The organism is Comamonas sp. Tr-654 (assembly GCF_011752915.1).
In the GTDB taxonomy this organism is placed as follows: domain Bacteria; phylum Pseudomonadota; class Gammaproteobacteria; order Burkholderiales; family Burkholderiaceae_C; genus Comamonas.
The window spans coordinates 350897-377385 of record NZ_VWWQ01000002.1 but is presented as its reverse complement, the minus strand read 5'-3'; the positions used below and the strand labels follow the sequence as shown (position 1 = coordinate 377385).

At 54.6% G+C, this 26489-nt stretch carries 25 protein-coding genes; 6 read left to right on the top strand and 19 right to left on the bottom strand.

Annotation, left to right across the window (positions count from 1 at the left end; translation table 11 throughout):
• Positions 1–2: 2 nt before the first annotated feature.
• The 10 genes from F3J24_RS07400 to glyQ form a co-directional block, all read right to left on the bottom strand.
• Positions 3–914 (bottom strand): NAD-dependent epimerase/dehydratase family protein, encoded by a 912-nt coding sequence (locus tag F3J24_RS07400; protein WP_167004203.1) that lies wholly within the window; start codon positions 912–914, stop codon positions 3–5.
• Positions 911–2002: a glycosyltransferase gene (locus tag F3J24_RS07395; protein WP_167004200.1), complete on the bottom strand. Its 1092-nt coding sequence runs from the start codon at positions 2000–2002 to the stop codon at positions 911–913. Before F3J24_RS07395 ends, F3J24_RS07400 begins: the two co-directional genes overlap by 4 nt.
• Positions 1999–3288, bottom strand: a complete 1290-nt coding sequence (locus tag F3J24_RS07390) for a hypothetical protein (RefSeq protein ID WP_167004197.1) — start codon at positions 3286–3288, stop codon at positions 1999–2001. Before F3J24_RS07390 ends, F3J24_RS07395 begins: the two co-directional genes overlap by 4 nt.
• Positions 3281–4213 carry a glycosyltransferase gene (locus tag F3J24_RS07385; RefSeq protein WP_167004194.1) on the bottom strand — a complete coding sequence of 311 codons (933 nt, stop codon included), beginning with the start codon at positions 4211–4213 and terminating at the stop codon, positions 3281–3283. The genes F3J24_RS07390 and F3J24_RS07385 overlap by 8 nt, the downstream gene beginning before the upstream one ends.
• On the bottom strand, positions 4210–5469 hold the full coding sequence (locus F3J24_RS07380; RefSeq protein WP_167004191.1) for an O-antigen translocase: 1260 nt from the start codon (positions 5467–5469) through the stop codon (positions 4210–4212). The genes F3J24_RS07385 and F3J24_RS07380 overlap by 4 nt, the downstream gene beginning before the upstream one ends.
• A complete protein-coding gene (locus tag F3J24_RS07375) occupies positions 5466–6572 on the bottom strand; it encodes a DegT/DnrJ/EryC1/StrS aminotransferase family protein (RefSeq protein WP_167004188.1) in 1107 nt (368 codons plus the stop codon). The genes F3J24_RS07380 and F3J24_RS07375 overlap by 4 nt, the downstream gene beginning before the upstream one ends.
• On the bottom strand, positions 6569–7033 hold the full coding sequence (locus tag F3J24_RS07370) for an acyltransferase (protein ID WP_080758084.1): 465 nt from the start codon (positions 7031–7033) through the stop codon (positions 6569–6571). The genes F3J24_RS07375 and F3J24_RS07370 overlap by 4 nt, the downstream gene beginning before the upstream one ends.
• Complete coding sequence (locus tag F3J24_RS07365) at positions 7030–7431, bottom strand: FdtA/QdtA family cupin domain-containing protein (RefSeq protein WP_167004185.1); 402 nt, start codon at positions 7429–7431, stop codon at positions 7030–7032. Before F3J24_RS07365 ends, F3J24_RS07370 begins: the two co-directional genes overlap by 4 nt.
• A 198-nt stretch (positions 7432–7629) precedes the next feature.
• Positions 7630–9744: a glycine--tRNA ligase subunit beta gene (glyS, locus tag F3J24_RS07360; protein ID WP_167004182.1), complete on the bottom strand. Its 2115-nt coding sequence runs from the start codon at positions 9742–9744 to the stop codon at positions 7630–7632.
• 87 nt (positions 9745–9831) lie between these two features.
• Positions 9832–10770, bottom strand: coding sequence for a glycine--tRNA ligase subunit alpha (gene glyQ, locus F3J24_RS07355; protein WP_003068041.1), 939 nt, complete (start codon positions 10768–10770; stop codon positions 9832–9834).
• 391 nt (positions 10771–11161) lie between these two features.
• On the opposite strand from glyQ, the gene F3J24_RS07350 reads away from it, so the two are divergent.
• The 3 genes from F3J24_RS07350 to F3J24_RS07340 all read left to right on the top strand — a co-directional run bounded on the left by F3J24_RS07350 (position 11162) and on the right by F3J24_RS07340 (position 13867).
• Positions 11162–12271 (top strand): SPFH and helix-turn-helix domain-containing protein, encoded by a 1110-nt coding sequence (locus F3J24_RS07350; protein ID WP_167004179.1) that lies wholly within the window; start codon positions 11162–11164, stop codon positions 12269–12271.
• Between the two features lie 29 nt (positions 12272–12300).
• A complete protein-coding gene (locus F3J24_RS07345) occupies positions 12301–12684 on the top strand; it encodes a VOC family protein (RefSeq protein WP_043006820.1) in 384 nt (127 codons plus the stop codon).
• 88 nt (positions 12685–12772) lie between these two features.
• Positions 12773–13867 carry a TFIIB-type zinc ribbon-containing protein gene (locus F3J24_RS07340; protein WP_167005259.1) on the top strand — a complete coding sequence of 365 codons (1095 nt, stop codon included), beginning with the start codon at positions 12773–12775 and terminating at the stop codon, positions 13865–13867.
• Positions 13868–13973: 106 nt separating this feature from the next.
• Here the strand turns inward: F3J24_RS07340 and F3J24_RS07335 are convergent, their stop codons facing one another.
• From F3J24_RS07335 to F3J24_RS07320, 4 genes are all read right to left on the bottom strand, one after another.
• Positions 13974–15089, bottom strand: coding sequence for a TIGR03364 family FAD-dependent oxidoreductase (locus F3J24_RS07335; protein WP_167004176.1), 1116 nt, complete (start codon positions 15087–15089; stop codon positions 13974–13976).
• A gap of 97 nt (positions 15090–15186) precedes the next feature.
• Positions 15187–16947, bottom strand: coding sequence for a putative 2-aminoethylphosphonate ABC transporter permease subunit (locus tag F3J24_RS07330; RefSeq protein ID WP_167004173.1), 1761 nt, complete (start codon positions 16945–16947; stop codon positions 15187–15189).
• Between the two features lie 2 nt (positions 16948–16949).
• Positions 16950–18026 (bottom strand): ABC transporter ATP-binding protein, encoded by a 1077-nt coding sequence (locus F3J24_RS07325; protein ID WP_167004170.1) that lies wholly within the window; start codon positions 18024–18026, stop codon positions 16950–16952.
• Positions 18027–18192: 166 nt separating this feature from the next.
• Entirely contained in the window at positions 18193–19233 is a 1041-nt protein-coding gene (locus tag F3J24_RS07320) for a putative 2-aminoethylphosphonate ABC transporter substrate-binding protein (RefSeq protein WP_167004167.1), read from the bottom strand.
• Positions 19234–19579: 346 nt separating this feature from the next.
• Here F3J24_RS07320 and F3J24_RS07315 point away from each other — a divergent pair, with 346 nt between their 5' ends.
• Positions 19580–20446, top strand: a complete 867-nt coding sequence (locus F3J24_RS07315) for a LysR substrate-binding domain-containing protein (protein WP_167004164.1) — start codon at positions 19580–19582, stop codon at positions 20444–20446.
• Here F3J24_RS07315 and rfbC read toward each other — a convergent pair.
• The 5 genes from rfbC to F3J24_RS07290 all read right to left on the bottom strand — a co-directional run bounded on the left by rfbC (position 20443) and on the right by F3J24_RS07290 (position 24732).
• The gene (rfbC, locus tag F3J24_RS07310; RefSeq protein ID WP_167004161.1) at positions 20443–20994 is read right to left on the bottom strand and encodes a dTDP-4-dehydrorhamnose 3,5-epimerase; all 552 of its coding nucleotides are present in this window, start codon (positions 20992–20994) and stop codon (positions 20443–20445) included. The genes F3J24_RS07315 and rfbC overlap by 4 nt on opposite strands.
• Positions 20991–21875, bottom strand: coding sequence for a glucose-1-phosphate thymidylyltransferase RfbA (gene rfbA, locus F3J24_RS07305; protein WP_167004158.1), 885 nt, complete (start codon positions 21873–21875; stop codon positions 20991–20993). Before rfbA ends, rfbC begins: the two co-directional genes overlap by 4 nt.
• Before the next feature lie 62 nt (positions 21876–21937).
• Positions 21938–22843 (bottom strand): dTDP-4-dehydrorhamnose reductase, encoded by a 906-nt coding sequence (gene rfbD, locus F3J24_RS07300; RefSeq protein ID WP_167004155.1) that lies wholly within the window; start codon positions 22841–22843, stop codon positions 21938–21940.
• 2 nt (positions 22844–22845) lie between these two features.
• Positions 22846–23910 carry a dTDP-glucose 4,6-dehydratase gene (gene rfbB, locus F3J24_RS07295; RefSeq protein ID WP_167004152.1) on the bottom strand — a complete coding sequence of 355 codons (1065 nt, stop codon included), beginning with the start codon at positions 23908–23910 and terminating at the stop codon, positions 22846–22848.
• A 48-nt stretch (positions 23911–23958) separates the two neighbouring features.
• Positions 23959–24732, bottom strand: a complete 774-nt coding sequence (locus F3J24_RS07290) for a type III pantothenate kinase (RefSeq protein ID WP_167004149.1) — start codon at positions 24730–24732, stop codon at positions 23959–23961.
• A gap of 170 nt (positions 24733–24902) precedes the next feature.
• Here F3J24_RS07290 and lysM point away from each other — a divergent pair, with 170 nt between their 5' ends.
• On the top strand, positions 24903–25373 hold the full coding sequence (lysM, locus tag F3J24_RS07285) for a peptidoglycan-binding protein LysM (protein ID WP_167004146.1): 471 nt from the start codon (positions 24903–24905) through the stop codon (positions 25371–25373).
• 82 nt (positions 25374–25455) lie between these two features.
• On the top strand, positions 25456–26478 hold the full coding sequence (gene galE, locus F3J24_RS07280; protein ID WP_167004143.1) for a UDP-glucose 4-epimerase GalE: 1023 nt from the start codon (positions 25456–25458) through the stop codon (positions 26476–26478).
• Positions 26479–26489 lie beyond the last annotated feature (11 nt).

Here is a 26489-nt window from a genome sequence, read left to right as displayed (position 1 = left end):
TTTCATAAATTTTTCATACGCAAAAGGAAATTATAGTATTCCTTAATACCTCTATCGATGGGAATGAATTCTGGTTCAGAAAAAATAGACGTATAACGATTTATATTTAATATGTTTTTTCTTACAAGATTAGTGGCTTCTTTATGAACAATATCTGGCTTAAAGCTGTCATTCAGAGCAACACAGATGTCGACAATCTGATTAGTGCTAGACCCTCGTCCTGATCCAATATTATAGATATGATGAGGCAAGTCTTCTGCCAAAAATAAATTCAAAAACATCAGGCATAAGTCATCAATATAAATATAGTCTCTGACCTCATCCCCACTTCCCCAAATTTCTATTTTTTTTCCGGAAATTATATTTCCGAGAATTATAGAAATAAGCCCTTGGTTTCCGTATATATTCTGATAAGGCCCGTATGGATTTGATGGCCTTAAAATTAAGGTCTTCTTATTATTCTTAGTCGACAAATTCAATATGAATTCTTCCAGAATAACCTTAGACGTTCCATATGCGCATATTGGAATCAATGCATCTTCCTCACTGTGAGCAAGACTACCTTGACCATAAACCCTGCCACCCGATGAGAAAAAAACCAATCTATTCACATATTGATAAATTATCTCAATAGATTTTTTATTTATCTCCAGCAAATCATCAATATTCACACCACCTGCATTAACAGGTATATTATTGACCAAGTAGACAAATTCAAGAACTGAATGTTCTTTGAGAGCATCCCTCAAAGCATCCAAATCCCCGAGAGATCCATTTACATATACCAACCGCTCATGCTCAATTTTTGGATCACTTCGATCAAATATAACAACTTTGAAGTTTAAATTCAAAAGCGTTTTCGCTATATTCTTTCCAATAAATCCAGCACCACCAAATAACATGACTGTTTTCAAGAGGAACCTCCTTGAATAATATTCTGATAGGTATATTCTGACTCTCCAATCAGAGTTTTCCAATCATGTTTATTGATGACATAGGCTCTCGCATTCTCCCCTTTTTTCAAAATTTTAGCATGCGATTCTTTTATTATCTTTTCAAACCCATCTGCAATCTTTTCAGCCTTAAAATCTACCAACCAGCCAACATCAAAATTAGCTACTATCTCTGAAATATTAGTTCCAGGAGTTACCAAGCATGGAAGTCTCTGGTGCATAGCTTCCAATAGTGCCATGGGAAAACCTTCATATCTTGACGTTAGGACGAAAACATCACTTTCCTTAAAGGCTGCGATTTTTTCTTCACCATAGCAAGGACCGTAGAACCTCAAAGAAGGGCTCCCTATCCCTTTCAAGGATTGCTCTAGTCTCCGCTCATCTTCCAAGCTTCCTTTCCCATAGAATCTAAATTCATACTGATCTGAAAAGCCCCTTGTATGCAGAATCTTCAGTGCATCAAGCAATACGTCAATGCCCTTATGGTTAAAATCAATTCTTGAAAGATAGATAAACCTCTTCTTATTTTCACACTGATTAACATCACGCACTGGATCTTCGTAAGGAAAATCTATTCCATTAGCTTCTATAAATTTCTTAACTCCATAAAACTTCGAGTTAACTTCTTCATCCTTATTTGTATAAATTATTCCATTAGAGTGATTTATAAATTTATCAAAAAATAAAAAATTAGCTACCGCCTTCTTCAGCCACGATTTTTCTTGGGCAATTCGCATAAAGCTCGAATGAGGCTTTATACAATAGGGAATTTTATTCTTTTTAAGCAAAGAAGCTATTGCCAAGAAGTCCCAAAAGTACACACCATGAAAAATAATCAAATCAAATTTTTGATAAAAGTCAGGTTTTAGATTTACATTATCAAAGAAATAATATTTGAAATCAAAATCTACATTCTGCTTTTTCAGCAACAAAAGGCTTGAATCAATTTTTTCAGAATACTTATTCTGCATCTGAATCATTTCAGGAATAAGTCTACCAATACCGTTTCCCAGCTCAATATCGTTACCAACAATATTTAAAATATTCATTGCTGTCTCCTTAATCTATTTTTAAATACTCTTGCAAATGAAATAAGAGCTACAGAAAAAACACCCAGGACACAAAATGCCACTATAGACTTAAAATACAAGAAAAAAGAAAAATCATTATTCAGCTGCAGAGTCATTATCAACACAAAATAAATCGAAAAAGATAATCCACCAATAAATCTAGAAAAAACATTCCGAAGAAATGCGAACACCATGACATTTCCTGCAACGATCAATGGCATTATAAAAATTGCGGATAATCCAAAAATACTCCACGCATGCGCTAGAACATAAGTATTTGAATTAACCCACGCCTCTCCAGCATCAGGGAAAAATATACCAATAACTTCAGCTGCGGGATCCATCACGGAACGATCGCCAAACAAGAATGCCATTGGCATCCCGTAAAATAGTCTAGAAAAGTCCGGAACCAGAGATTCATAGATCATATATGAACCCTCCATTTGGCCAATAAATAGCCTCGAGGCGATTGCATTTAATATTTCATTAAGCGGCAAATCACCTAACAAATAGAAAGAAAGGAATAACGAAATTATTATCAATACAGAAGCAAGGAAAATTCTCCACGTATTCATCCCGTAGAAATATATTCTTAGAAGCATCAGCATCAATACCAGGAAACCAAATTTATATTTTTGAAGATCGTATAGAGAATAAAATGCAATCAGCACCAAATATGCCAGAAACAACCATCGCTCCACCTTTTTCTGGCTTCTGGCCAAAAATAGATACACCAGAGCGACATATGGAAAATAAACAAATAAATAACCAATTACGAATCCACCTGCCCCGACATCTCCTCGAAGGATTCTCGCCTTTTGCAGAGCTGCCAACTCTCCATCGCCTCTTAATGCCGTCAGTAAGGGAATATCACCTACAGAGGCAATTTTTATGAAGATAACCAAAAGCGCAAGAAGAAAAACCACATAAGCAATCTGCCTATTTGCTAGCGCTTTTGAGAAGTCAACATCCAGATCAACGAATAGAGTTACCACCCATAAAGAAAAAAATAGTATAGCCAGAGATCCTAGCGTATACCACAAGGTAAAAATCCTCGTACTCGCAGAAATAGAATCATGAACTCCGTAACTCATTGGATACTCAAACAAAGAAACCAGAATTATTCCTGGAATAATTTGTACAAGTACAGTGATGATTATGGTAAAACCCAGCACAGATGGCCGAGTTGACAAAATTCGAACACGCCGATTAAGAAGAAGCAGTGAAAATAAAAATAGAATAGAAATCAAAAAGAATTCAAACATATTCTTTTCTCAAAAATCTTGATAGATATGTATAAATTCTATGGGGTCTAAAAATAAACAATACACCCCTGAAAATTTTATATGGCGCTTCTCTTTTATTTCTAAAAAATTTTATTCCAATGAACTTTTCTTTATAAAGAATGAAATCATCCCATTTTTTAAGAAAATCACGCTTCGAAAGATCAGGCCAAATACAAGTTCTCTGAAACGAATATAGTGATGAAATATAAGAAATACTGCCAATTCGAGTTGATTGCTGAGATAAGCTATCGCCAGCTCTATAGTAAACAGTAGGCTCCTTATATGCGTGAAGTTTTTCGCCATTTTTCGTCAACTTATACCAAAGCGGATAGTCTTCGAGCATGGGAAAGCGTTCATCCGCATACCCGACATCTCTCAAAGACTTTCTCTTAATAAAAGATGTTGGCGCATAAATATGACAGCCATCTTTCAGAATTTCATTCTGATTCTTCGCGTTTCTCGCAAAGAAGTCCACATCGAATGGCAACTCGACACTGTTCTCAATTGATCCAAAGAACTTGAGCATCCCGGAAAACACAATTTTTGCGTCAGGATTAGCTTTGATAAAAGCGATATTCCTTGATAAACAATCCTCCTTCAGTAAATCATCGGCAGCAATCACCTTAAACCAATCACCAGTTGCTTTTTTTGCCGCTCTATTAAAATTTGCTGATACTCCATGATTCATTGAGCTCTCAATAACAATGAATTCAGAGAATAAATCCTTGTGCGCTTTAGCCCATTTCAGAACAATATCCAATGTCCCATCGGTCGAGTGATCATCGGAAATAATGAGCTCAACCTTCTCAAGCGGAAAATTCTGCGCAGCAATGCTATTGAGTGTCTCTTCAATTGTCTTTTCAGAATTAAATGCGATGACAGCAACGGTTATTGATGGGATCATTGCGCAGCATCTTTCCTTAACTCAGCAAACACCAATTTATACATTACCAGCAGGTAAACCCCGTAATTTGCCGCATGAGCCATTGCGGCACCTTTCAATCCAAAATACTCAACAAAAAGATAGACAAGAATATAGAAAAAAATAGAAAACATAATTTCTGTACATATATAAATTCTCACCATTGCTTTACTCAGCATCAAGTAGGAAATTACCCATGAACAGATCTTCAAAGCATCGCCAAACATTTGCCACGCGAAAAGCTCACTCATTGGCAAAAAATTCTTCGTGAACAAGAACTGAATTATAAATTCTCTTAAAAGATAAATAATAAATCCTGAAATTGCAGCCAGCGGGACAATCAGCTTAAATCCATAAAGAATTTCATTTCTTATTCGGGAGGTCGATGATAGCTCAGAAAGTTTAGGAAGATAATAAACACTCAACGTAGTCGTTACTAGCAACAAGTACGCGCCACTCAATCGCCACATCGCCTCCCAGAATCCAGCAGCATCGGCACCTAAAGACTTTCCCAAATAATCTCTTATAAATATATGACTAAGTGGAACGCATACGGCAGAGACCAAAGCCATTGCGGTGAACTTCGACAAATTTATAGCGATTCCTTTGTCGACCCTCCCTAATATATAGCTAATGTGAAACCATTTTCTTCTACATATAATGAAAAAAGTCACAAAAAAAGAAAATGACTGGTACACAGCTAACGATACTAATGCACCATAAATTCCAAACCTATTTACCAAAATTCCAGTAATAACCAGTGAAAAGAGGCTTCCGGAAATATTAGCTACGACATAATGAAAAATTTCTTTTTTCCCATTAATAATAGCCATGAACAGCGAGTTGAAAACAAAAAAAACCAATGTCAAAGAAAAATAGATAAAAACACTATAGAAATTCTTGTCTTTTAAAAACCATTCAGCTAAGAATTTGCTGAAAGATATTATCAATATGGAGCTAACCAGGGTGCCTACAATAGATATTGTTCCGGCAGTTCTCCAGAGCGAAATTTGCTTATCTTGATCTTGAAAATATTCCGCTGTGTATTTCGTAACTCCGGTATTAACTGCCCCACTAGCAAATGTGGTAATCATCTGCACCGCATTTTGGAATTGTCCTAATGCCGCATAGCCTGAGGGGCCAACATAAACCGCAAGTATTTTATTGATGCCCAACATTGTGAGCATCTTTATTACCACCGCAATGGCATTGAGCAAACTTGTTTTGATCAGTGTCATGTGGGGGTAAAGTCATTTACCGCAGCAACCACTCGCAGTGCCTCCAACTGGCTGAGCGTTGGCCCCATAGGCAAGCTGATTACTTCTTGGTGCAAGCCTTCCGTCAATGGATAGCTTCGTGCATTCCACTCTTGATAAGCCTGCTGCTGATGTGGCGGGATCGGATAGTGAACCAGCGTTTGAATGCCTTGTTCCGCCAGATATTTTTGTAGAACATCGCGTTGGCTCGTGCGAACGACGAACAAATGCCATACATGCTGCTCGTCGCTTGTAAGCTGCGGCAATTTGACAGCAGGATTACGGATATTTTCAAGATAAACACGCGCAATCATTCGCCGATTTTGCGTTTCCAGATCCAAATGCTGCAGCTTGATACGCAGCATGGCAGCCTGGATTTCGTCCAAGCGGCTATTTACCCCCTTGAACAGGTTCTTGTACTTGTCATGGCTTCCATAGTTGCGCAGGGCTCGCAGTGTTTGCGCCAGATCGGCATCATGAGTGGTGATGGCACCAGCATCGCCCAGGGCACCCAAGTTTTTTCCAGGATAAAAGCTAAAGCCTGCGGCATCGCCCCAGCTACCAGCCTTTTTGCCTCCAATGGCTGCCCCATGAGCCTGAGCTGCATCCTCCAAAACCAATAGACCATACTCGTGTGCCAGAGCCATGATGGCGGGCATATCAGCCAACTGGCCATAGAGATGCACGGGCAAGATTACACGGGTCTTGTTTGTAATTGCGGCCCTCGCATTGACAGGGCAGAGGTTGAAGCTGGCAGCGTTGGGCTCTACCAGAACCGGGGTCAAGCCATTGGCACTGATGGCGAGAATACTGGCGATATAGGTATTGGCAGGCACAATAACTTCATCGCCGGGCTGCAAGCGCCCCATTTCCAACCAGGCACGCAAGGTGAGGATAAGTGCATCCAGGCCATTGGCCACCCCAATGCAATGCCCGCTGCCACAATACGCGGAGAACTCCTGCTCAAACTGGCTGAGTTCTTTGCCACCAATGTACCAGCCGGAGTCAATGACACGGGTACAGGCAGCAATCAACTCAGCACGGTATTGTGCATTAATAGCTTGAAGGTCAAGAAAGGGGGTCATTTCAGATAACGAATAATTTTTGCAGGATTGCCAGCCACAACAGTATTGGCTGGAACATCTTTGGTGACGACAGCACCAGCACCAACCATGGAATTTTCACCAATCGTAATACCAGGAAGGATTGTTGCATTGGCACCAATGCTGCATCCTCTTTTCAGAGTGATCCCCGAAAATCTTTCTGGATACTGTTTTGAACGTGGCATTGGATCATTGGTTAGCGTCGCGTTTGGACCTAGAAACACATTATCCTCAATGCGGGTCCCATCCCAAATATAAACACCAGATTTAACTGTCACATTGTTGCCAATGATCACATCAGACTCAACCAGAGTATGAGCGCAGATATTACAGCCCTCACCCAGTTGTGCATTTGCAAAAATTACAGAATATTGCCATATACGAGTGTTTTTACCAATCGCCGTGGATTTTACATCTGACAGAGGATGAATCGAGACGGTCATTTTCTGGAAAACCTTATGAAATCTTCATAATTTCGAATGTAATCCGCCTCGTCATAATGCTCGCTCGCCAAAACCAGCAATACGCAGTCAGGGCTAAAGTCGTGCATCTCTCGCCAAATCATATTGCCGATCAGCAGACCTGTGGTGGGCGAATCCAGCCACACTTCTTCGCGCTCTTTGCCATCGTCCAACACCATGCGACAGCGGCCTGTCACGCAAACAGCCACTTGTTGCAGCTTTTTGTGAGCGTGAAAGCCACGAGAAACACCCGACTTGGTACCAAACAGGTAATACACACGCTGGATGGCAAAAGGGACGGTTTTTTTGCCCTCTAATGCAACCAAAGAGCCCCGATCGTCGCCCAGCGGGGGGAAATGAGTCCAGTGAATGAGTGACATGCAGTGGGCCTAGTTAAAAAACGATGATTCAAAGCCATTCCTGATTCGCACTAAGCAGACATACTTTTTTCTAGCGTCATGACAGTGACAAATAGGCTTTGCGAAACGAGTTACCGTTCACTGATGCACAGAGGACCCACTTTCTGCCTGCAAAATCAGAAAGATTGCCCACTGCGTAAGAGCTGTTCTGTATCTTGCTTACATTGCCAATCGCGAAAGATCCGCAACCCGGTTTACCGTCTCATGTAAGGCGGCCAACAAACCCAGTCGATTGGCCTTGAGCGCCGGATCGTCGGCATTGACCATGACCTGTTCGAAGAACGCATCGACCGAAGCACGCAATGCTGCCAGGGTTTGCAGGCTGGCGGTGTAATCACCTGCTGCAAACTGTTGCTGAGCTTTGGGCGCCACCTGCTGCAACACCGCATACAGTTCCTTCTCAGCCTGCTCCACCAGCAGCGCGTCGTTCACCTGCGGCTGAACCTCGGTTTCGGCCTTCTTCAGGATATTGCCCACGCGCTTGTTGGCTGCGGCCAGGGCAGGAGCTTCGGGCAGGGTCGCAAAGGCACGCACGGCTTCCAGGCGCTTTTGCACGTCGGACAGGCGCTGGGGCTGCAGGGCCAGCACGGCTTCCACTTCCTGGGCGCTATAGCCTTGTTCACGGAACATATTGGCCAGGCGGTCGTAGATAAATTCGACCAACTGAGGCGTGGCGTCCTGGATCTTGTCGCCAAAGGCGGGCAAGGTGCTGACCAGCAGGGTCTCCAGATCCAGCTCCAGGTCCTTTTCGACCAGCATGCGGATCACGCCCAACGCATGGCGGCGCAGGGCGAAGGGATCGCGGTCGCCGGTGGGCAGGTTGCCGATACCGAACATGCCGACCAGGGTTTCTAGCTTGTCGGCCAGGGCCACGATCACGCCGACATCGCCGCGCGGCAGTTCGTCGCCGGCGAAGCGGGGCTTGTAGTGGTCTTCGATGGCATCGGCCACGGCCACATCCAGGCCGTCGTTCTGAGCGTAGTAGCGGCCCATGATGCCTTGCAGCTCGGGGAACTCGCCCACCATGTCGGTGACCAGATCGGTCTTGGCCAGCATGGCAGCCTGGTCGGCCAGACGGCCCAGCTCGGAGTTGCCCAGTTGCTGGGCAATGCTCTTGGCGATGGCGCGTACGCGCGCGATGCGCTCGCCCTGCGTGCCCAGCTTGTTGTGATAGACCACTTTGTCCAGTTGCTCTACGCGGCTGGCCAGGGTCTTTTTGCGGTCCTGGTCAAAGAAGAACTTGGCGTCCGCCAGACGGGGGCGCACCACACGCTCGTTGCCGCCGACCACGGCCGAAGCGTCCTGGGGCTGGATGTTGCTGACGATCAGGAACTGGTGGGTCAGCTTGCCGCTGGCGTCCAGCAGTGGGAAGTACTTCTGATTGGCCTTCATGGTCAGGATCAGGCATTCCTGGGGCACGGCCAGGAACTCCTTCTCGAATTCGCAGACCAGCACATTGGGGCGCTCCACCAGGGCCGTCACCTCGTCCAGCAGGGCCGGGTCGTCAATGGGGCGCACGTCGCCGCCAATGCGCTCGGCAGCGGCCTGCAACTGACGGGCAATATCGGCACGGCGCTCGGTGAAGCTGGCGATCACGGCGCCCTCTTCGCGCAGTTGCTCGGCATAGCTGTCGGCGTTCTGGATGACCACGGGGTCCACAGCGGCTTCAAAGCGGTGACCATGGGTGGCGGCACCGGCCGTCAGGCCCAAGGCCTTCACGCCGATCAGCACCTGAGTGCCATGCAGCACGACCAGACCGTGGGCCGGGCGCACAAAGTGCACGCTGGTCCAGCCGTCCTGCAACTGGTAGCGCATGACCTTGGGGATGGGCAGCTTGGCCAGTGCTTCATCCAACGCCTTTTGCACGCCATCGGTCAGCAGCACGCCCTTGGCCGTGGATTCGTAGAACAGGGCTTCGGCCTTGCCTTCGCCCTGGCGCTTCAGAGCAGCCACGGCGGATTCGTCGGCACCCAGTGCCGCCAGCTTTTTCAGCAGTGCAGCCGTGGGCTTGCCCTCGGCATCGAGCGCCACGGAGACAGGCATCAGCTTTTGCGAGACAGCCTTGTCTTCGGCCTGGGGCAGCACTTCGGTGATGTGCACGGCCAGGCGGCGGGGTGACGCGTAGGCCGTCAGGCGCGACTCGGTCGATGCCAGCAGTCCCTGGGCCTTGAGCTGCTCGAAGATGACAGCGGCAAAAGCATCGCCGAGCTTTTGCAGCGCCTTGGGAGGCAGCTCTTCGACAAACAGTTCAACCAGTAGATTCGATGCGTTCATGATGATCTTGATAGCTGCCAGCGCTTGCTAGATCCAGGCTGGCCGCTGAAATTTTGGGATATGGGTCGGAATGAAGCCTGAAGCCGCTTATGCGGCTTTCTTGGCTGCCTGCTCTGCGGCCTTGGCCAGCTCGGCCAGCACCTCGTCGGCATGGGCCTTGGGCGCCATGGGGAAGCCCAGGCGCGCGCGGCTGTCCAGATAGCTCTTGCCCACGGCGCGGGCCAGATTGCGGATGCGGCCGATATAGGCAGCGCGCTCGGTCACCGAGATGGCGCCACGGGCGTCCAGCAGGTTGAAGGTATGGGCGGCCTTGAGCACCTGCTCATAGGCGGGCAGTGCCAGCTGGGCGTCGATCAGCTGGTTGGCCGTGCCTTCATGGGCTGCAAAGGCGCTGAACAGGAACTCGGCATTCGAATGCTCGAAGTTGTAGGTGGACTGCTCCACCTCGTTCTGGTGGAACACGTCGCCATAGGACAGGCCGTCGGTATAGACCAGGTCGTACACCGATTCCTTGCCCTGTAGATACATGGCCAAGCGTTCCAGACCGTAGGTGATCTCGCCGGTGGCGGGCTTGCAGTCGATGCCGGCCACTTGCTGGAAATAGGTGAACTGGGTCACTTCCATGCCGTTGAGCCAGACTTCCCAGCCAAGGCCCCAGGCGCCCAGCGTGGGGTTTTCCCAGTCGTCCTCGACAAAGCGGATGTCGTTCTTCTTCAGATCGAAGCCCAGGGCTTCGAGCGATCCCAGGTAGAGCTCGAGAATATTGTCGGGTGCGGGCTTGAGCACCACCTGGAACTGGTAGTAGTGCTGCAGGCGGTTGGGGTTCTCGCCGTAGCGACCGTCCTTGGGGCGACGGCTGGGCTGCACATAGGCGGCCTTCCAGGGCTCGGGGCCGATGGCGCGCAGAAAGGTCGCGGTGTGCGATGTGCCGGCGCCGACTTCCATGTCATAGGGCTGGAGCAATGCACAGCCCTGTTCGGCCCAGTAGGACTGCAGTTTCAGAATGATTTGTTGGAAGGTCAGCATGACTTGTATACGTTCGCGCGTCTGCAATCACTGGCGATTGCGGGCGGCATCTTCATTAAGAGGTGTTCTGAGCGGTATCGACCGCATAAGCGGTAGATTCTAAGTCTGCGCCACTGATCCCGGACGTAGTCTGTCTGCGCGGCCCCACAGCCGGCATTTTCACGAAAGGGCTCCAGCCGGTGATTTCAAAATGTGGAAAATTAAAACGCTAGCGCTTACCGCTCGTGAATAGGCGAATACAGCATCAATCGGTGTTGAAACCATTGGATAGCGAGCGCTGTGCGCTCACTTTTTAACAATTTCCGCGCAACTGCCATGCTTCCCGGAACCGGCCGCTGCGGTTTGCCTCCTAGAATGATTCCTTTCCCGTCATCCTCTTTCGGAGCACGTCATGGATTTCATGAAAATCATCACCAAGCAACTGATCGAAATCATCGAGTGGACCGATGATTCGCGCGACACACTGTCGTATCGCTGGCCCGATGAAGACAAGGAAATCAAGAACGGCGCCCAGCTCATCGTGCGTGAGTCGCAGCAGGTGCAGTTCGTCTCCGAAGGCCAGTTCGCAGACCTGTTCAATCCGGGCCGCTATCTGCTGACCACGCAGAACATCCCGATCCTGTCCACGCTGCGCGGCTGGAAGTACGGCTTCAACTCGCCCTTCAAGTGCGATGTCTACTACATCAACACGCGCTTGTTCACGGGCAACAAATGGGGCACCTCCAACCCCATCATGATGCGCGACAAGGACTTTGGCGTGATCCGTCTGCGCGCCTTCGGTACCTATGACTTCCGCATCACCAACGCCGCCCTGTTCCTCAAGGAAGTGGCAGGCACGGACCAGAACTTCCGCATCGACGAGTTTGCCGACACCATGCGCTCGCGCATTGTCAGCATCTTCTCCGAAGCCCTGGCCAAGGCCCAGGTGCCGGCACTCGACGTGGCCCAGCGCTACAGCGAGCTAGGCGACGCGCTGCTGCAGCTCATCAACCCGGCCGTCAGCGAGAAATACGGCCTGGAAATCACCAGCTTCCTGCTGGAAAACGTTTCCGTGCCGCCCGAGGTGGAGCAGGCCATCGACAAGCGCTCCAGCATGGGCGCCATCGGCAACCTCAACGACTATGTGAAGTACCAGATGGGCCAGGCCATGGCCAACGGCGGCGAAGGCGCTGCCGCAGCCACCATTCCGGCCACCATGGCCATGGGCTTCGGCATGGCTCAGGAAATGATGAAGGGCATGCAGGGCGGCGGTGCGGCAGGCACGCCTGCCGCTGCAGTGGCAGACCCCTTTTCGCCGGCTGCAGCCCAAGCCGCCCAGACGCCTGCAGCCCCGGCCGCGGCCGGACTGCAGGTGCTGACTCCCGCCCAGGCGGCCCAGGTGCTGGGCGTGGCCGAGGCCGATGTGCTGGCCGAAATCCAGGCCGGCAACCTCAAGGCACGTCAGATCGGCAGCCAGTGGCGCATCGCCCAGGCTGCGCTGGACGAATTCCTGCGCGGCTGATCCGCAATCCATGGCCTCAGGTGCACGTCATGAATGAACACAAACCGGTTTTCATCAGCACCACTCCAGTGCTGGCATCGCTGGACATGGAGCGCACCGTGGCTTTCTACGCCCGCGTGCTGGGCGCCAGAACCGTCCACGCCCAGCCCGGCGAGTACGGCATCGTCTCGCTGGGCGGGCTGGAGCTGCACTTCTGGGCCTGCCAGGACCCGGAGATTCCCAGGCAGACCAGCTGCCGCATCCAGGTGGTTGGGATTGCCGCTCTGCATGCGCAGTGTCTCGCCGAAAATGCGGTTCACCCCAATGGCGGTCTGCGCCAGCAGCCCTGGGGTACCCAGGAATTCAGTCTTCTCGACGAAGATGGCAACTGCGTGACCTTCTACGAAACCCATCCCGTCGCTGCTGCTGCCTGAACCCTTTTTTGCCGTGGTCACACCCGCTTCTTCCCCTCGCTCTTCCGGATCTGCATTCACCCCTGTCTCCGAGACGGCGCCCCCCTCCATGGTGGGCAAGCATGTCTGCCCCGAATGCGGCGGCAATCTGGAGTGGAATGCCAAGGCTCAGTCGCTCAAATGCCCTTACTGCGGCACCGTCGTTCCCTGGAGCGAGCAGACACAGCCAGAGCTGGGACGTGCCGTGGTGGAGCAGGATCTGGCCGAGGCCTTGCGCAACCCGGCCAGCGGTCGCGGCTGGGGCTCGGACGAGCGCTATGAGGTGCAGTGCCAGAACTGCCGTGCCATCTCGGTGTTTCTCGGCAAGAACGTGGCCCAGCGCTGCGACTTCTGCGGCTCGCCGGCCATCGTCGCCCATGAGGAGCGCAGCGACGCCATCACTCCGCAGAGCATTCTGCCGTTCAAGATCAGCGACGGCCAGATTCGCGACAAGATCCGCCAGTGGTATCGCAGCCGCTGGTTTGCCCCCAGCAAGCTCAAGAGCGCCGCGCTGACGGACACGCTGCACGGCGTCTATCTGCCCTACTGGACCTTTGACGCCCATGCCAGCGCCCAGTGGTGGGCAGAGGCCGGCTATTACTACTACACCACCGAGTCCTATCGCGACGGCAACGGCAATCTGCAGACCCGCCAAGTCCAGCATGTGCGCTGGGAGCCGGCATCGGGCAGCCTGCAGCATTTCTTCGACGATGAGCTGGTGCCAGGCACAGTGGGCGTGCAGGCCCATCTGCTGCGCCAGGTGGAGCCCTTCCCGACCACCACCGACCTCAAGCCCTACAGCCCGGAGTTCGTGCGAGGCTGGACGGTGGAGCGCTACCAGGTGGACCTCTCCAAGGCCGCCAGGATCAACGAGGAAGACATGGACAGCCAGCTGCGCAGCATGTGCTCGCGCGAGGTGCCGGGCGACACGCAGCGCAATCTGCAGGTCCAGCGCCAATACTCGGGCCGCAGCTTCAAGCACACGCTGGTACCGGTCTGGCTGGTCGGTTACACCTATGGCAGCAAGACCTACCAGATCGTTGCCAATGGCTATACCGGCCAGATTGCAGGCGAGCGGCCTTACAGCTGGGTCAAGATCATGTTTGCCGTACTGGCCGTGATCTTGCTGTTGGTGCTGATTGCACCGCTGTTTGTGCAGCAGTAACGCTCATTATTTGATAGCTGCTTGCGCTTGACATATATAGCTTCAGATTTCATTTTCTTGAAATATGACAACCTGCAAGCGCTAGCAGCTACTCGATCCGTAGCAGTTACCAGGCCATCCAAACTTCCTCGGCCAGCCCAAAAGCCGTGCTCGCGCCCGAGCCGCTGGTCACGGCCACAACGCGCGTCGCTGCATCGGGCGCTTTGACAAAACAAGGGGCTTCGGCACTGGAAGGGTAGATGCCCGTCCAGCGCTCCACGACCTGGGCGTTGTCGAGATGCAATGCCTCGTTCATATGGCGCAGCATGAGCTGATCGACCGCCTCGCTGGCAAAGGGCTGTGGCGCCGGGCCGTAGTGGTGCGAATCGCCCACCACCAGCGAACCATCAGCGCTTTGCACGGCAATCAGGTGGATGCCGTGCTTCAGGCTTTCGGCCTCCTCGTGCTCCAGCTCGGCGCGCAATGCAGCGGCCTCGGGCAGCGCGCTATAGCCTTCGTAGCGCACCATACTCAGGTCACCCATGACCGATCCTTCAAGCTTGAAGCCTGCTTGCGGCTTGACGCGCAGCATCTGCAGTTGGCAGAGCTGCACCTTGTTGTCAGTCCATTCACTCGCAAACAAACCGCCCGGATCGGCGTTATTGCAGACCACTACGCGCTCTGCGTGGTGGATGCCTCGCGAGGTAGCGACGCGGGGCGCAGCCACTTCGGTCACAGTCTCGCTGAAGCGGAAATCCACGCCCAGCGATTGCTGCAGCCATAGGGCCAGTTGCGGGATCGCGGTGCGCGACTCCACACGCATCTCATGCGGGCTGTAGAGCACAGATTGCAGCCCGTCGGTGCGCAGCGCCGAATGGCGCGCTGCGGCCTGAGCTGGCGTCAGTAGTTCACAACCTGCGCCCATTTCGGTGCGCATAAAGGCTTCAAGCACTGCTGCGGCAGCAGGACGGCGCGCCGTCAGCCACAGACCGGCATGAACGACATCGATACCGGCCTTGGGGGCTATATCGGCCCAGACATCGCGTGAGCGTATGGCGCGCCGCCAATGGGAGCCGGCGCGCTGCCCCGTGATGGTGACAAAGCCGAAGTTGCGAATCGAGGCGCCCAGGCAGGCACCGTCGCGCTCTATCACCAGCACGGAGCGGCCGCGCCTGGCCGCAGTATAGGCATGGGCCAGGCCGACAATGCCGGCGCCGACGACGATCAGATCGTAGTTTTTCATAGCGTTACAGAAAAAGCAGACAAGCCAAGTCCCTGCCGCAGCGCCAAGGCGATACAGCGAGAGACGTTCGGAGAATCAAGTGATGTGGAGAAAGTCCTCAGCGCTGACGCCAGTGCTGGGTACGCCGCTGCAGCCAGGCATCGAGCAGCGCAATCAGCAGGCGACCGGCGGCTGCAGTCGCAAAGATCAGCGTGGCCATGGCGGCGGCGGGAGCGATATCGCCCGCGTCATCCATGGCCAGCACGGCCACCGAGGCCAGAGTGGTTTCGGGCGAGTACAAGAAGACCACTGCCGACACCGTAGTCATGGCATTCACGAAGAAGTAGCCCGCCACCTGCATTACCGCAGGCAGGCACACAGGCAGGTGCACGCGCCACAGCAGCGTCCAGAACGGCACGCCCATGGAATCGGCCACGCGTTCGTACTCAGCGTCCAGTTGTTGCAAGGCCGTGAGCTGGGTGATGTGCGCCACCGAGAAAAAATGCGCCACCGAGCACAGCACCAGAATGCCCATGGATCCGTACAGAAAGTGCAGCGGATTGCTGCCGGCATTGAAGAACAGGATATAGCCCAGACCGAGCGCCAGCCCCGGCACCGCCATGGGCAGCGTGGCCACCGCATGCAACCACTGGCGCGCACGACTCCAGCCCGTGGGCCTGGCCACCAGATAAGCGCTCAGAAAGCTCAGCAACGCACCGATCACTGCTGTGGCCACGGCCATGGTCAGCGAGTTGGCGTAACTGGCCCAGCCACCGCCATCCATCATGTCGAACTGGTAGTGCTTGAAGTTCAGGCTCAAGTTGTAGGGCCAGAAGCTGACCAGGGATGCCAGCACGGCCACTCCCATCACCGCCAGCAGCGCCAAAGCCATCAGGCTGCAATACACCAGCAGCGCGCGGTCAAGCGGCGCACAGGGCTGCGGCACCAGAGGCACGGCCCGCACGCTCATGGCAGCGGCCTGCCGGGCCCGCAAATGGCGCTCTGCCGCAAAGGCCAGGCCCGCAGGCAACAGCAGCAGCATGGCCACCACGGCACCCATGGACAGGTTTTGCTGGCCAATCACCTGCTTGTAGATATCGGTGGCCAGCATCTGCGTGTTGCCGCCAATCACCTTGGGCACACCAAAGTCGGTGACCACCAGAACGAACACCACAATCCAGGCAATCATCAGCCCATAACGGCTGGCTGGCAGCGTGACCTGACAGAAGCTGCGCCAGCGGCCCGCGCCCAGCGTGGCGGCGGCCTCATACAGGCGCGCATCGCCCGAGGCCAGCGTGGTGCACAGAATCATCAGCGCATGCGGAAACGTCCACAGCACCGAGCCAAGAATGATGCCAAACGGGCCGTAGGCCGTACCGCCCGCTAACCAGCTCTTGAGCAGACCCTGGGCGCCAAAAAGATAGATCAGGCTGATGGCCATGAGCAGCGACGGCGCCAGCAGCGGCACCAGGGCGATGGCGCGAAAGAACCTGGCCAGCGGCATGCAGCTGCGCATCACACCATAGGCATAGCCATAGGCCAGGGCCACACACAAGGTGCTGCTGACGGCCGACAGCCACAGGCTGTTGAACAGCGACTGGCCTACGCCCGGCGTTTGAGCATAGGCAAGGTACTGGGCCAGGCCCGAGAACCTGCCATCGGCCGACACAAAACTGTGCCCCAGCAACGCTCCCACAGGCAGTGCAATGGCCACCAGCAGCGCACCCAGCAGGCCCAGCACCGACAGGCCCAGCCACAGCTTTTCCCAATGAAAAAAGCGTGTTTGCCGTGGCGCCGCGGGGCCGCTGCCTTGCTGCTGGCGTGATGCTGCTGCGGGCGCATAGCTCCGCACGGGCAGCGCAGAAGAAGAGGCATCCATACTCATGCCGCCTTTCGCAGAATCTCTGGCGCTGCCAGCGACTGCAGCGCAGCGGCCGGCAACTCCACCAGCACCTCGCCCTGCAGCCAGTCGGGCAGGCGCGCATCATGGCGCAGCGGCCATTGCACATCGATCTGGCATTGCAGCGTGGGGCTGAACACGCGCACCAGGACCAGCGAGCCCAGGAACGAGGTCTCGACCACCCGCGCCCGGAACAGATTGGGCAGTGCTGCGGGCTGGGCCGGGTGCAGCACCACGCTTTCGGGCCTCACGCCCACCAGCAAGGCATCACCGGCCTCAAAGCAGGCAGTGCAGCATTCAAGCCGCCCCTCGCCCACGCGCACCGCATCGCACGACTCGGCCACGGCAGGAAGCAAGTTCATGCGCCCCACAAAACCGGCCGCAAAGTGGCTGACGGGTCGAGCATAGAGCTGCTCGGGCGAGCCCTGCTGCTCGATCCGCCCCTGGTGCATCAGCACCACGCGGTCGGCCATGGAAAGCGCTTCTTCCTGGTCATGCGTGACCATCACGCAGGCAATGCCCAGCTGGCGTTGCAGTTGGCGGATTTCGCTGCGCAGCTCGGTGCGCACCTGGGCATCCAACGCAGACAGCGGCTCGTCCAGCAACAGCAGGCGCGGGCGCGGCGCCAGTGCGCGGGCCAGCGCAATGCGCTGCTGCTGACCACCCGACAACTGCGCCGGATAGCGCTGCGCCTGCGCACCCAGGCTTACCAGAGCCAGCATCTCCTGCACCCGGGCCTGCACTTGCGCCGCAGGCTGGCCCTTGAGGCCGAAAGCCACATTCTGGGTCGCCGTCAGGTTCGGAAACAGTGCGTAGCTTTGGAACACCACGCCAAAGCCCCGGCGCGCGGCGGGCCAGCGCGTGATGTCCTCGCCCTGAAACAGAATACGGCCCGCGTCGGCCTGCTCGATGCCGCACAGAATGCGCAGCAGCGTGGTCTTGCCGCAGCCCGAAGGGCCCAGCAGGCTAACGAACTCGCCGACCTCCACCAACAGGTCAATGTCGCACAGCACCGGCGTTTCCTTGTACTGCTTGGCAATATGGTCTATGCGCAGCATCTGCAATCACTTTCAACGTGCAAAAAATTCCAGAGACCTGCTGCGTAGAACTGGCGCTGACCCAGTTCAGAACTGCCGAACAAGGGCCGCCCCGCAGCGAGGGCAGTGTCCCCCTCCGGCGCGCAGCGCCAGAGAGGGGGAAGCGGCAATGCCGCTCAGGGGGTGATTACTTTTTTTCCGCTTTGGCTTCGTACCGACGTGACCATTCGGCCAAGATACGATCGCGGTTAGCCGCTGCCCAGTTGAAGTCGTTCCTGGCCAGGCGCTTTTCCAGATCGGCCGGAATGAACTCGTGCTTTTCCTGGGCCTCGGGAAGGGCCAGCACGGCAAAGTTGGCTGCGTAGAGCTTGTTGGCATCAGGCGTCACCGCCCAGTCGGCCAGAGCCTTGGCAGCGTCCTGCTTTTTGCTGGTCTTCAGAATGGCCGTGGCTTCCACATCCCAGCCCAGGCCTTCCCGGGGGAAGACGATGTCGATGGGCGCACCATCCTTCTTGGTCTTGTTGGCCCGGTATTCAAAGCTCAGGCCCACGGGGAACTCGCCCGCGCCGGCCTGGCGGCAGGGCTTGGAGCCGCTGTGCGTGTAGACGCCGATGTTCTGGTGCAGCGCATCCATATAGGCCCAGCCCTTGTCCTCGCCCATCATCTGCAGCCACGCGGCCACCATCAGATAGCCCGTGCCGCTGGACGCCGGGTGGGGCATAGTGATCGCGCCCTTGAACTCGGGCCTGGTCAGGTCGGCCCAGCTGGCAGGCGTGGGCAGCTTGCGTTTTTCTCCTTCCACGGTGTTGAAGCAGACGGCCGACGACCACAGATCCATGCCCACCCAGGTCGGCGTGGCTGCCGCATCGCGCATGGTGGAGCGCACCTTGGCCAGGTTCCTGGGCGCATAGGGCTGCAGCATGCCTTGCTTGTCCAGCAACATCAGCGAGGTGGCTGCCACGCCCCAGATCACATCGGCCTGAGGGTTGGCTTTCTCGGCCAGCAGGCGCGCAGTGATGATGCCCGTGCTGTCACGCACGAACTTCAGCTCGATGTCGGGATGGGCTTTTTCAAAAGCCGCCTTGTAGGCCTTGATCTGGTCGGCCTCCAGGGCCGAATACACCAGCAGATCGGTCCTGGCATGAGCTGCGCAAGCCAGGCCCAACAGGGCCGTGGCAAAGGTGCTCAAAATGAAGCGGCGAGTGGCGGGTACAGAAGCGTGACGCATGGATAACAGTCCCTTGGATTGATCTTTGCCGCCTGACCGACGCGGTCATTTGCGGCATGAGGGAACTGTAGAAACTCACTATGAAATGCTGGTGTCACAGAACTGAAATCTGCCAAGGATGTCATCAGCAAACTTTGTAGTCAGCACGCAGCACTGGCGTCCGCTATCGGGACGCTATTGATTCAAAAGCATATTGCGCTTTATTTGCCTCATATTCCTATAGAAAGCCATTTAAATACAACCGTATATAAGCGCAAGAGGCTATTGAAATCAAAGCAACTCTTGCACATTGCTGTTCGCAGCGTTCATGGTGAAATCCGGGTACCGTTTTCTTGAAGACCTTGTCATGTTTGCCACACAGCTCAAATCCTTCTTCTGGGTCGCCCGCCTCGGCAGCATCACCCAGGCAGCTCGCCAGCTGGGGCTGAGCCAGCCCACGGTCACGGCGCAGATCAAGGCCTTGGAGGAGCAATATGAAGTCGAGTTGTTCACGCGCCAGAGCGGAAGGCTGGCCATCACCGATGCGGGCCTGAAACTGCTGCCAGAAATAGAAAAGCTGCTGCTGCAGTCAGCCCAGATCGAATCGGCGCTGCGCCAATCAGGCCATGTCAACCAGGGCCAGCTGCGCATAGGTGCCACCGCGCCCTACTATGTGCTGGACATCGTCAAGCGCTATCAGCAGCAATATGCGCTCGTGGAAGTCAGCATCGTCAATGGCAATTCGCGCCAGATGATTCAAGCGCTAGCTGAGTACCAGGTGGATCTGGCAACCTCTTCGCATCTGGACACCGATCCGCGCCTGCTGCGCCTGGAGCTTGGGCGCGACCCACTGGCACTGGTCGTGCACCGGCAGCATGCGCTGGCCGGGCAGAAGGCCGTCGATATCAGGGATCTGGCAAAGAACACGTTGATCCTGCGCGAGCGTGGCTCCATGACCCGGCAGATGACCGAGCAGATGCTGGAAGCCGTCCAAGTCAGCCCACAGCGGATTCTGGAAATTGCCAGCCGCGAATCCATACGCGAAGCCGTGATCCGCCAGATGGGCATCAGCATTTTTGCGCGGCACGAAGCATCGGCCCACCCGGACCTTGTCGTGCTTGATCTGAAAGGCGAGGTGCCTTGCCTGCCCGAATACCTTTACTGCCTGCGCGAGCGATGTGATGCGCAGCTGATTCAGCCATTTCTGCAGATGGCTGCATCAAATCAGACTTAAGCGAATAGTTCAGCCTGCTTGAATGCGGGCTGATTCCTGTCCTTTTCGGACAAAGAAAAAGCGATATCGAGCTGTGGCCATGCAATGGCTATGTCGGGGTCGTTCCAAGCTATCCCACGCTCTGAGCTGCGGTCATAGTAGCCCGTTGTCTTATACAGATATTCTGCAGAATCGCTAAGAGTCACAAATCCATGCGCAAACCCCGGAGGGATCCATAGCTGCAAATGATTTTCTTCTGTCAACAACTGGCCAACCCATTGGCCAAAAGTTTTTGAGCTTTTCCGGATATCTACAGCGACATCCCAGACTGAACCTCGTACGACCCGCACCAGCTTTCCTTGGGAGGATAAAGGCATTTGATAATGCAGGCCCCTCAATACTCCTCGAAAGCTCCGGCTGTGATTGTCTTGCACAAAGCCAACCCGGGAGCCTGTTTCGGCCTCGAACTCCCGTTGACTGAAGCTTTCGAAAAAAAATCCGCGATCATCAAGAAACAATCGAGGCTCAATAAGCATGAGTCCAGAAAGCTTCAGTTCAGTTACTTTCATAGGACACTATTCAAGCAGTGCATCAAATATTTCCCATATCCATTTTTTAAAAGTGGCTGCGCCAGTTTTTCCATTTGCAGAGCATCAATCCAGCCCGAACGAAAAGCTATTTCCTCAGGGCAAGAAACCTTCAGACCCTGCCTTTGTTCCAGGGTTGCAATGAACTGGCCTGCCTCGAGCAAACTATCATGCGTACCGGTATCCAGCCACGCATAACCACGGCGCATCACTTGCACATTCAAGGCGCCACCCGCAAGATAAATCTTGTTCAGGTCCGTGATTTCCAGTTCACCTCTTGGCGATGGCTTAACAGACTTGGCAAGTTCCACCACACCAGCATCGTAAAAGTACAGCCCTGTGACGGCATAGTTGGACTTCGCAACCACAGGCTTCTCCTCCAGAGAGAGCACCTGTCCCTTGGCATCGAATTCAGCAACGCCATAACGCTCGGGATCTTGCACGTGATAAGCAAATACCGTCGCACCGTCCTCCTTGGCGTCCGCATCCTTTAACAGGCGCGGGAAATCATGACCATAAAAAATATTGTCACCCAGCACCAGTGCGCTAGGTGCACCATCAATGAATTTCTCGCCAATCAGAAAGGCCTGAGCCAGGCCATCCGGGCTGGGCTGCACCTCATATTGAAGGTTCAGGCCCCACTGGCTGCCATCGCCCAGCAGTTGCTCGAAGCGCGGCGTGTCCTGCGGCGTGCTGATGATCAGAATGTCCCGGATACCCGCCAGCATCAGCGTGCTCAGCGGGTAGTAGATCATGGGTTTGTCGTAGATGGGCAGCAGCTGCTTGCTGATGGCCAGAGTGGCGGGGTGCAGACGGGTGCCGGAGCCGCCAGCCAGAATAATGCCTTTGCGCTTTGTCGTCATGTTGAATCAATAGATAGCTTCCAGCGCTTTACCGATAAGCGTTTGAAGCGAGGTTTTGAAAATTAGAGAATCTCGCGCAGCATGCGCTCCACTCCATGCTGCCATGCGGGCAGATGCAGTTGCATGGCAGCTTGAAGCTTTTGTGTATCCAGACGCGAGTTCAAGGGTCGCACGGCCGGTGTCGGGAAAGCCGTGGTCGGCACAGCGGCAATGCTCTGCACCTTCCAGTCCAGATCAGGGCGCAGGTTCTGAGCGCGCTCGATCACATGTCTGGCATAGGCATACCAGTTGGTTTCTCCTGCCGCGACCAGATGGTAGAGACCGCCATCGCCTTCATGAGCGCTCACATGGCGCACGGCATGGGCCGTGACATCGGCGATCAGATCGGCGCCGGTCGGCGCGCCCCATTGATCGTTGATCACGCTGAGCGCTTCACGCTCCTGTGCCAGGCGCAGCATGGTCTTGGCAAAGTTGCCGCCACGCGCGGCATAGACCCAGCTGGTGCGAAAAATCAGATGACGGCAATGCGTGGCCGCAATCCGCTGCTCGCTCTCCAGCTTGGTACGGCCATAGACCGACAGCGGCCCCGTCGCATCACCTTCTTTGCGTGCCGCACTGCCAGAGCCGTCGAAGACATAGTCGGTGCTGTAGTGCACCAGCAGGGCGCCCAGGCTTTTAGCCTCCTGCGCCATGACTTCGGGGGCTTCGGCATTCAAGCGCAGGGCCAGATCCGGCTCGCTCTCGGCTTTGTCCACTGCCGTATGCGCTGCGGCATTGACGATCACATCCGGGCGCACGCTGCGAATGGTCTGCGCCAGCGTCTGCAGATCGCTGGCATCACCGCACAGCGCACTTCCATCCATATTCACGCTCTGGTGGTCCAACGCAATCAACTCGCCCAAAGGGGCTAGACTGCGCAGCAGCTCCCAGCCGACCTGGCCGTTCTTGCCCAGCAGTAGCAGCTTCATGTCTAAGCCTCGCCGGTGTACTGTTTTTGCACCCAGGCACGGTAGGCGCCGGACTGCACATGGACCACCCACTCGGGGTTGGCCAGATACCATTGCACGGTCTTGCGAATGCCGGTCTCGAAGGTCTCGGCAGGCTTCCAGCCCAGCTCGCGCTCGAGCTTGCGTGCATCGATCGCATAGCGGCGATCATGGCCGGGACGGTCGGTCACATAGGTGATCTGCTCGGCATAAGTCTTGCCATCGGCGCGCGGGCGCAGCTCGTCGAGCAAGCTGCACACGGTCTTGGCGATATCGATATTGGCCTTCTCGTTCCAGCCGCCCACGTTATAGGTCTCGCCCAGCTGGCCGGCCTCGAGAACGCGGCGGATGGCGCTGCAATGGTCGCGCACATACAGCCAGTCACGCACCTGCATGCCGTCTCCATAGATGGGCAGCGGCTTGCCTGCCAGCGCATTGACAATGACCAGCGGGATCAGCTTTTCGGGGAAATGCAGCGGACCGTAGTTATTGCTGCAATTGGTTGTCAACACCGGCAGGCCATAGGTGTGATGCCAAGCCCGCACCAGATGGTCCGATGCCGCCTTGCTGGCCGAGTACGGGCTGTTGGGCTCGTAATTGTGCTCTTCGGTAAACGCGGGGTCCGTAGGCGCCAGCGTGCCATAGACCTCGTCGGTGGAGACATGCAGAAAGCGGAAGCCGGCCTTGGCCTCGCCTTCCAGACCATTCCAGTAGGCGCGCACCGCCTCCAGCAGGCGGAAAGTGCCCACCACATTGGTCTGGATGAAATCTTCAGGACCATGGATGGAGCGGTCCACATGCGACTCGGCCGCAAAGTTCAGCACGGCGCGAGGCTGGTGCAGCGCCAGCAATTGCTCAAGCTTTGCGCTATCGCCAATATCGGCCTGCACAAACACATGGCGGGCATCGCCCTTCAGGCTCGCCAGATTCTCCAGATTGCCCGCATAGGTCAGCTTGTCGATATTGACCACGGGCTCATCCCCATGCGCCAGCCAGTCGAGAACAAAATTGGCGCCGATAAAGCCTGCACCGCCAGTTACAAAAATCATGGAAACAGCCTCAAATCAAAATTCGAATCATCGCAGGTAGCAATGCACTCAAGCCCAGCGCTTTTCAGCCATCACCAGCAGGCCATCAAAGATCAGGTTGTTGATCAGCTCAAAAGGCCTGGTCATGCTGGGAGACATTTTCCAGCCGGCGCCGCCCGCCATAATGCACATGGGCTCTGCACCGCAGTGCTCCGCCAGATGCTGGTACATGCGCTCCACGGCACCGGCGATGGCATAAGTGCCACCACTGGTCAGCGCATCGCTGGTGTTCTTGGGAAAGCATCGGACTTCACCAGTCGGCACATGCAGGCCCGCCGTCCCCCCCTCCAGGGCTCTAAGCATGATGCCATGCCCGGGAATGATCAGTCCGCCGAGAAAACGGCCTTGTGCGTCCATGGCATCGACCGTCACTGCGGTGCCCACCATAACCGTGATCAAAGGCATGGCATCGCCCAATTGCAACATGTGGTGACGCGCACCAATCATGGCCACCCAGCGATCCGCCCCGAGCCTGGAGGGATGGTCGTAGCCATTGGTAACGCCAGCTTCTGCAACGGAAGGAACGACCCACTGAGGCTCGAGACTCCAACCCAGCATGAGTTCGATCTGCTCGTGCACCCTGCGCCTTGCCGTCTCGCCGGCAACCACGCAGCCCAGCATGCGCTCAGGAACCGGCAAGCCTGCCCAGGCACCTTCTGCCAGGCGCTCGATATGTTCCAGGAACTCCGCTCCATGGGCCAGCAAGGCGGCACCCGGGCGATGATCTTCATACATGGCCCACTTCAAACGGGTGTTGCCAATGTCTATGGCCAAAAATGTCATGCGGCGGATTATCAGCACTTTTCCCCGTGCCAGACAGCCTCTTGTCACATTCATTACAAGCGGGCAGGAAATTGTCAAAGAAAGCGCTCAGTCCATATCCTGCAAGGATTCATTTCGATTTCCCGTTAAAGTGATCCGCTTTCTTCCACTACTTTTGAGGAGTCGAAACCATGGGTCTGTTCAGTTTCATCAAGGAAGCCGGAGAAAAATTGTTTGGCGGCAGCGACGCACATGCGGCGGCACCGGCCGAAGACTTGAATGCCAAGGCGGCTCAAGCGATCGCCAGCTATATCAATACCCAGAATCTTGGCGTATCCGATCTGCAGGTTCAGTTCGATGGCTCCCAAGGCAAGGTGACGGTCAATGGGACCGCCCCCACTCAGGCCATCAAGGAAAAAGTGACGCTGTGCTGCGGCAATGTGGCCAATGTCCAGTCCGTGGACAACCTGATGACGGTCACCAACCCCGAGCCAGAAGCCCAGTACCACGATGTGGTGCGCGGCGACACGCTGTCGGCCATCTCCAAGAAGTACTATGGTGACGCTAACAAGTACAACGTGATTTTTGAAGCCAACAAGCCCATGCTCAGCAACCCGGACAGGATCTATCCCGGCCAGAAGCTGCGTATCCCGGCGCTGTAAATACGACCCTACATATGCTGTCATGCACAAAAGCGCTCGAATGAGCGCTTTTTTCATTCATGACAAAGCTAGACTGCGGCTTATGAAAACTCTGCTCACAGGCGGCGCCGGCTATATCGGCAGCCACACCGCCATCGAACTGATCAGTCACGGCCATGACGTCGTGATTTTCGACAACTTCAGCAACAGCCACCCTGAAGCCATCCGCCGCGTGGAGCAAATCACTGGACGCGCCATCGCGGTGGTCAATGGCGATGTACGCGATCAGGCGGCACTCGAGCAGGCATTGTGGGAACATGGCATTGACAGCGTCGTGCACTTTGCCGGCAAAAAGGCCGTGGGCGAATCCGTTAGTCAGCCGATGGACTACTACGACAACAACGTAAATGGCACCCTGGTGCTGCTGCGCGCCATGAAAAAGCACGGTGTGCAAAATCTGGTGTTCAGCTCTTCGGCAACAGTCTATGGATCGCCGCAATACCTGCCACTCAATGAAGTTCATCCCACTTCGGCCACCAATCCTTATGGCCGCAGCAAACTGATGGTGGAAGAGATTCTGTCTGACCTCCACCACTCCGATTCCCAATGGTCACTGGCCGTGCTTCGTTACTTCAATCCCATTGGCGCCCATGACAGCGGCCTGATTGGTGAAGACCCCTCAGACATTCCCAATAACCTGCTACCTTTTGTGGCACAGGTCGCAGTGGGCCGCCGTGAAAAACTGCAGATCTTCGGTGGTGACTACAACACCGTGGATGGCACGGGCGTGCGTGACTACATCCACGTGGTCGATCTGGCGCGAGGTCACGTCAAGGCACTCGAAAAACTGGCCGGTCTGGCAAAGCCAGAGCTGCTAACCGTCAACCTGGGTACAGGCAATGGTTACAGTGTGCTCGAGGTGCTGCATGCCTTCGAAAAAGCCTGCGGCAAAGCCCTGCCTTATGCGATCACAGACCGGCGCCCCGGAGATGTGGCCAGCTGCTATGCCAACCCCGACCACGCCCTCAAAACCCTGGGCTGGCAAGCCGAGCATGATCTGGACACCATGTGCGCCGACACATGGCGCTGGCAAAGCCAGAACCCCAACGGCTATCTTTCAGCCTAGAAGCTGCCGAC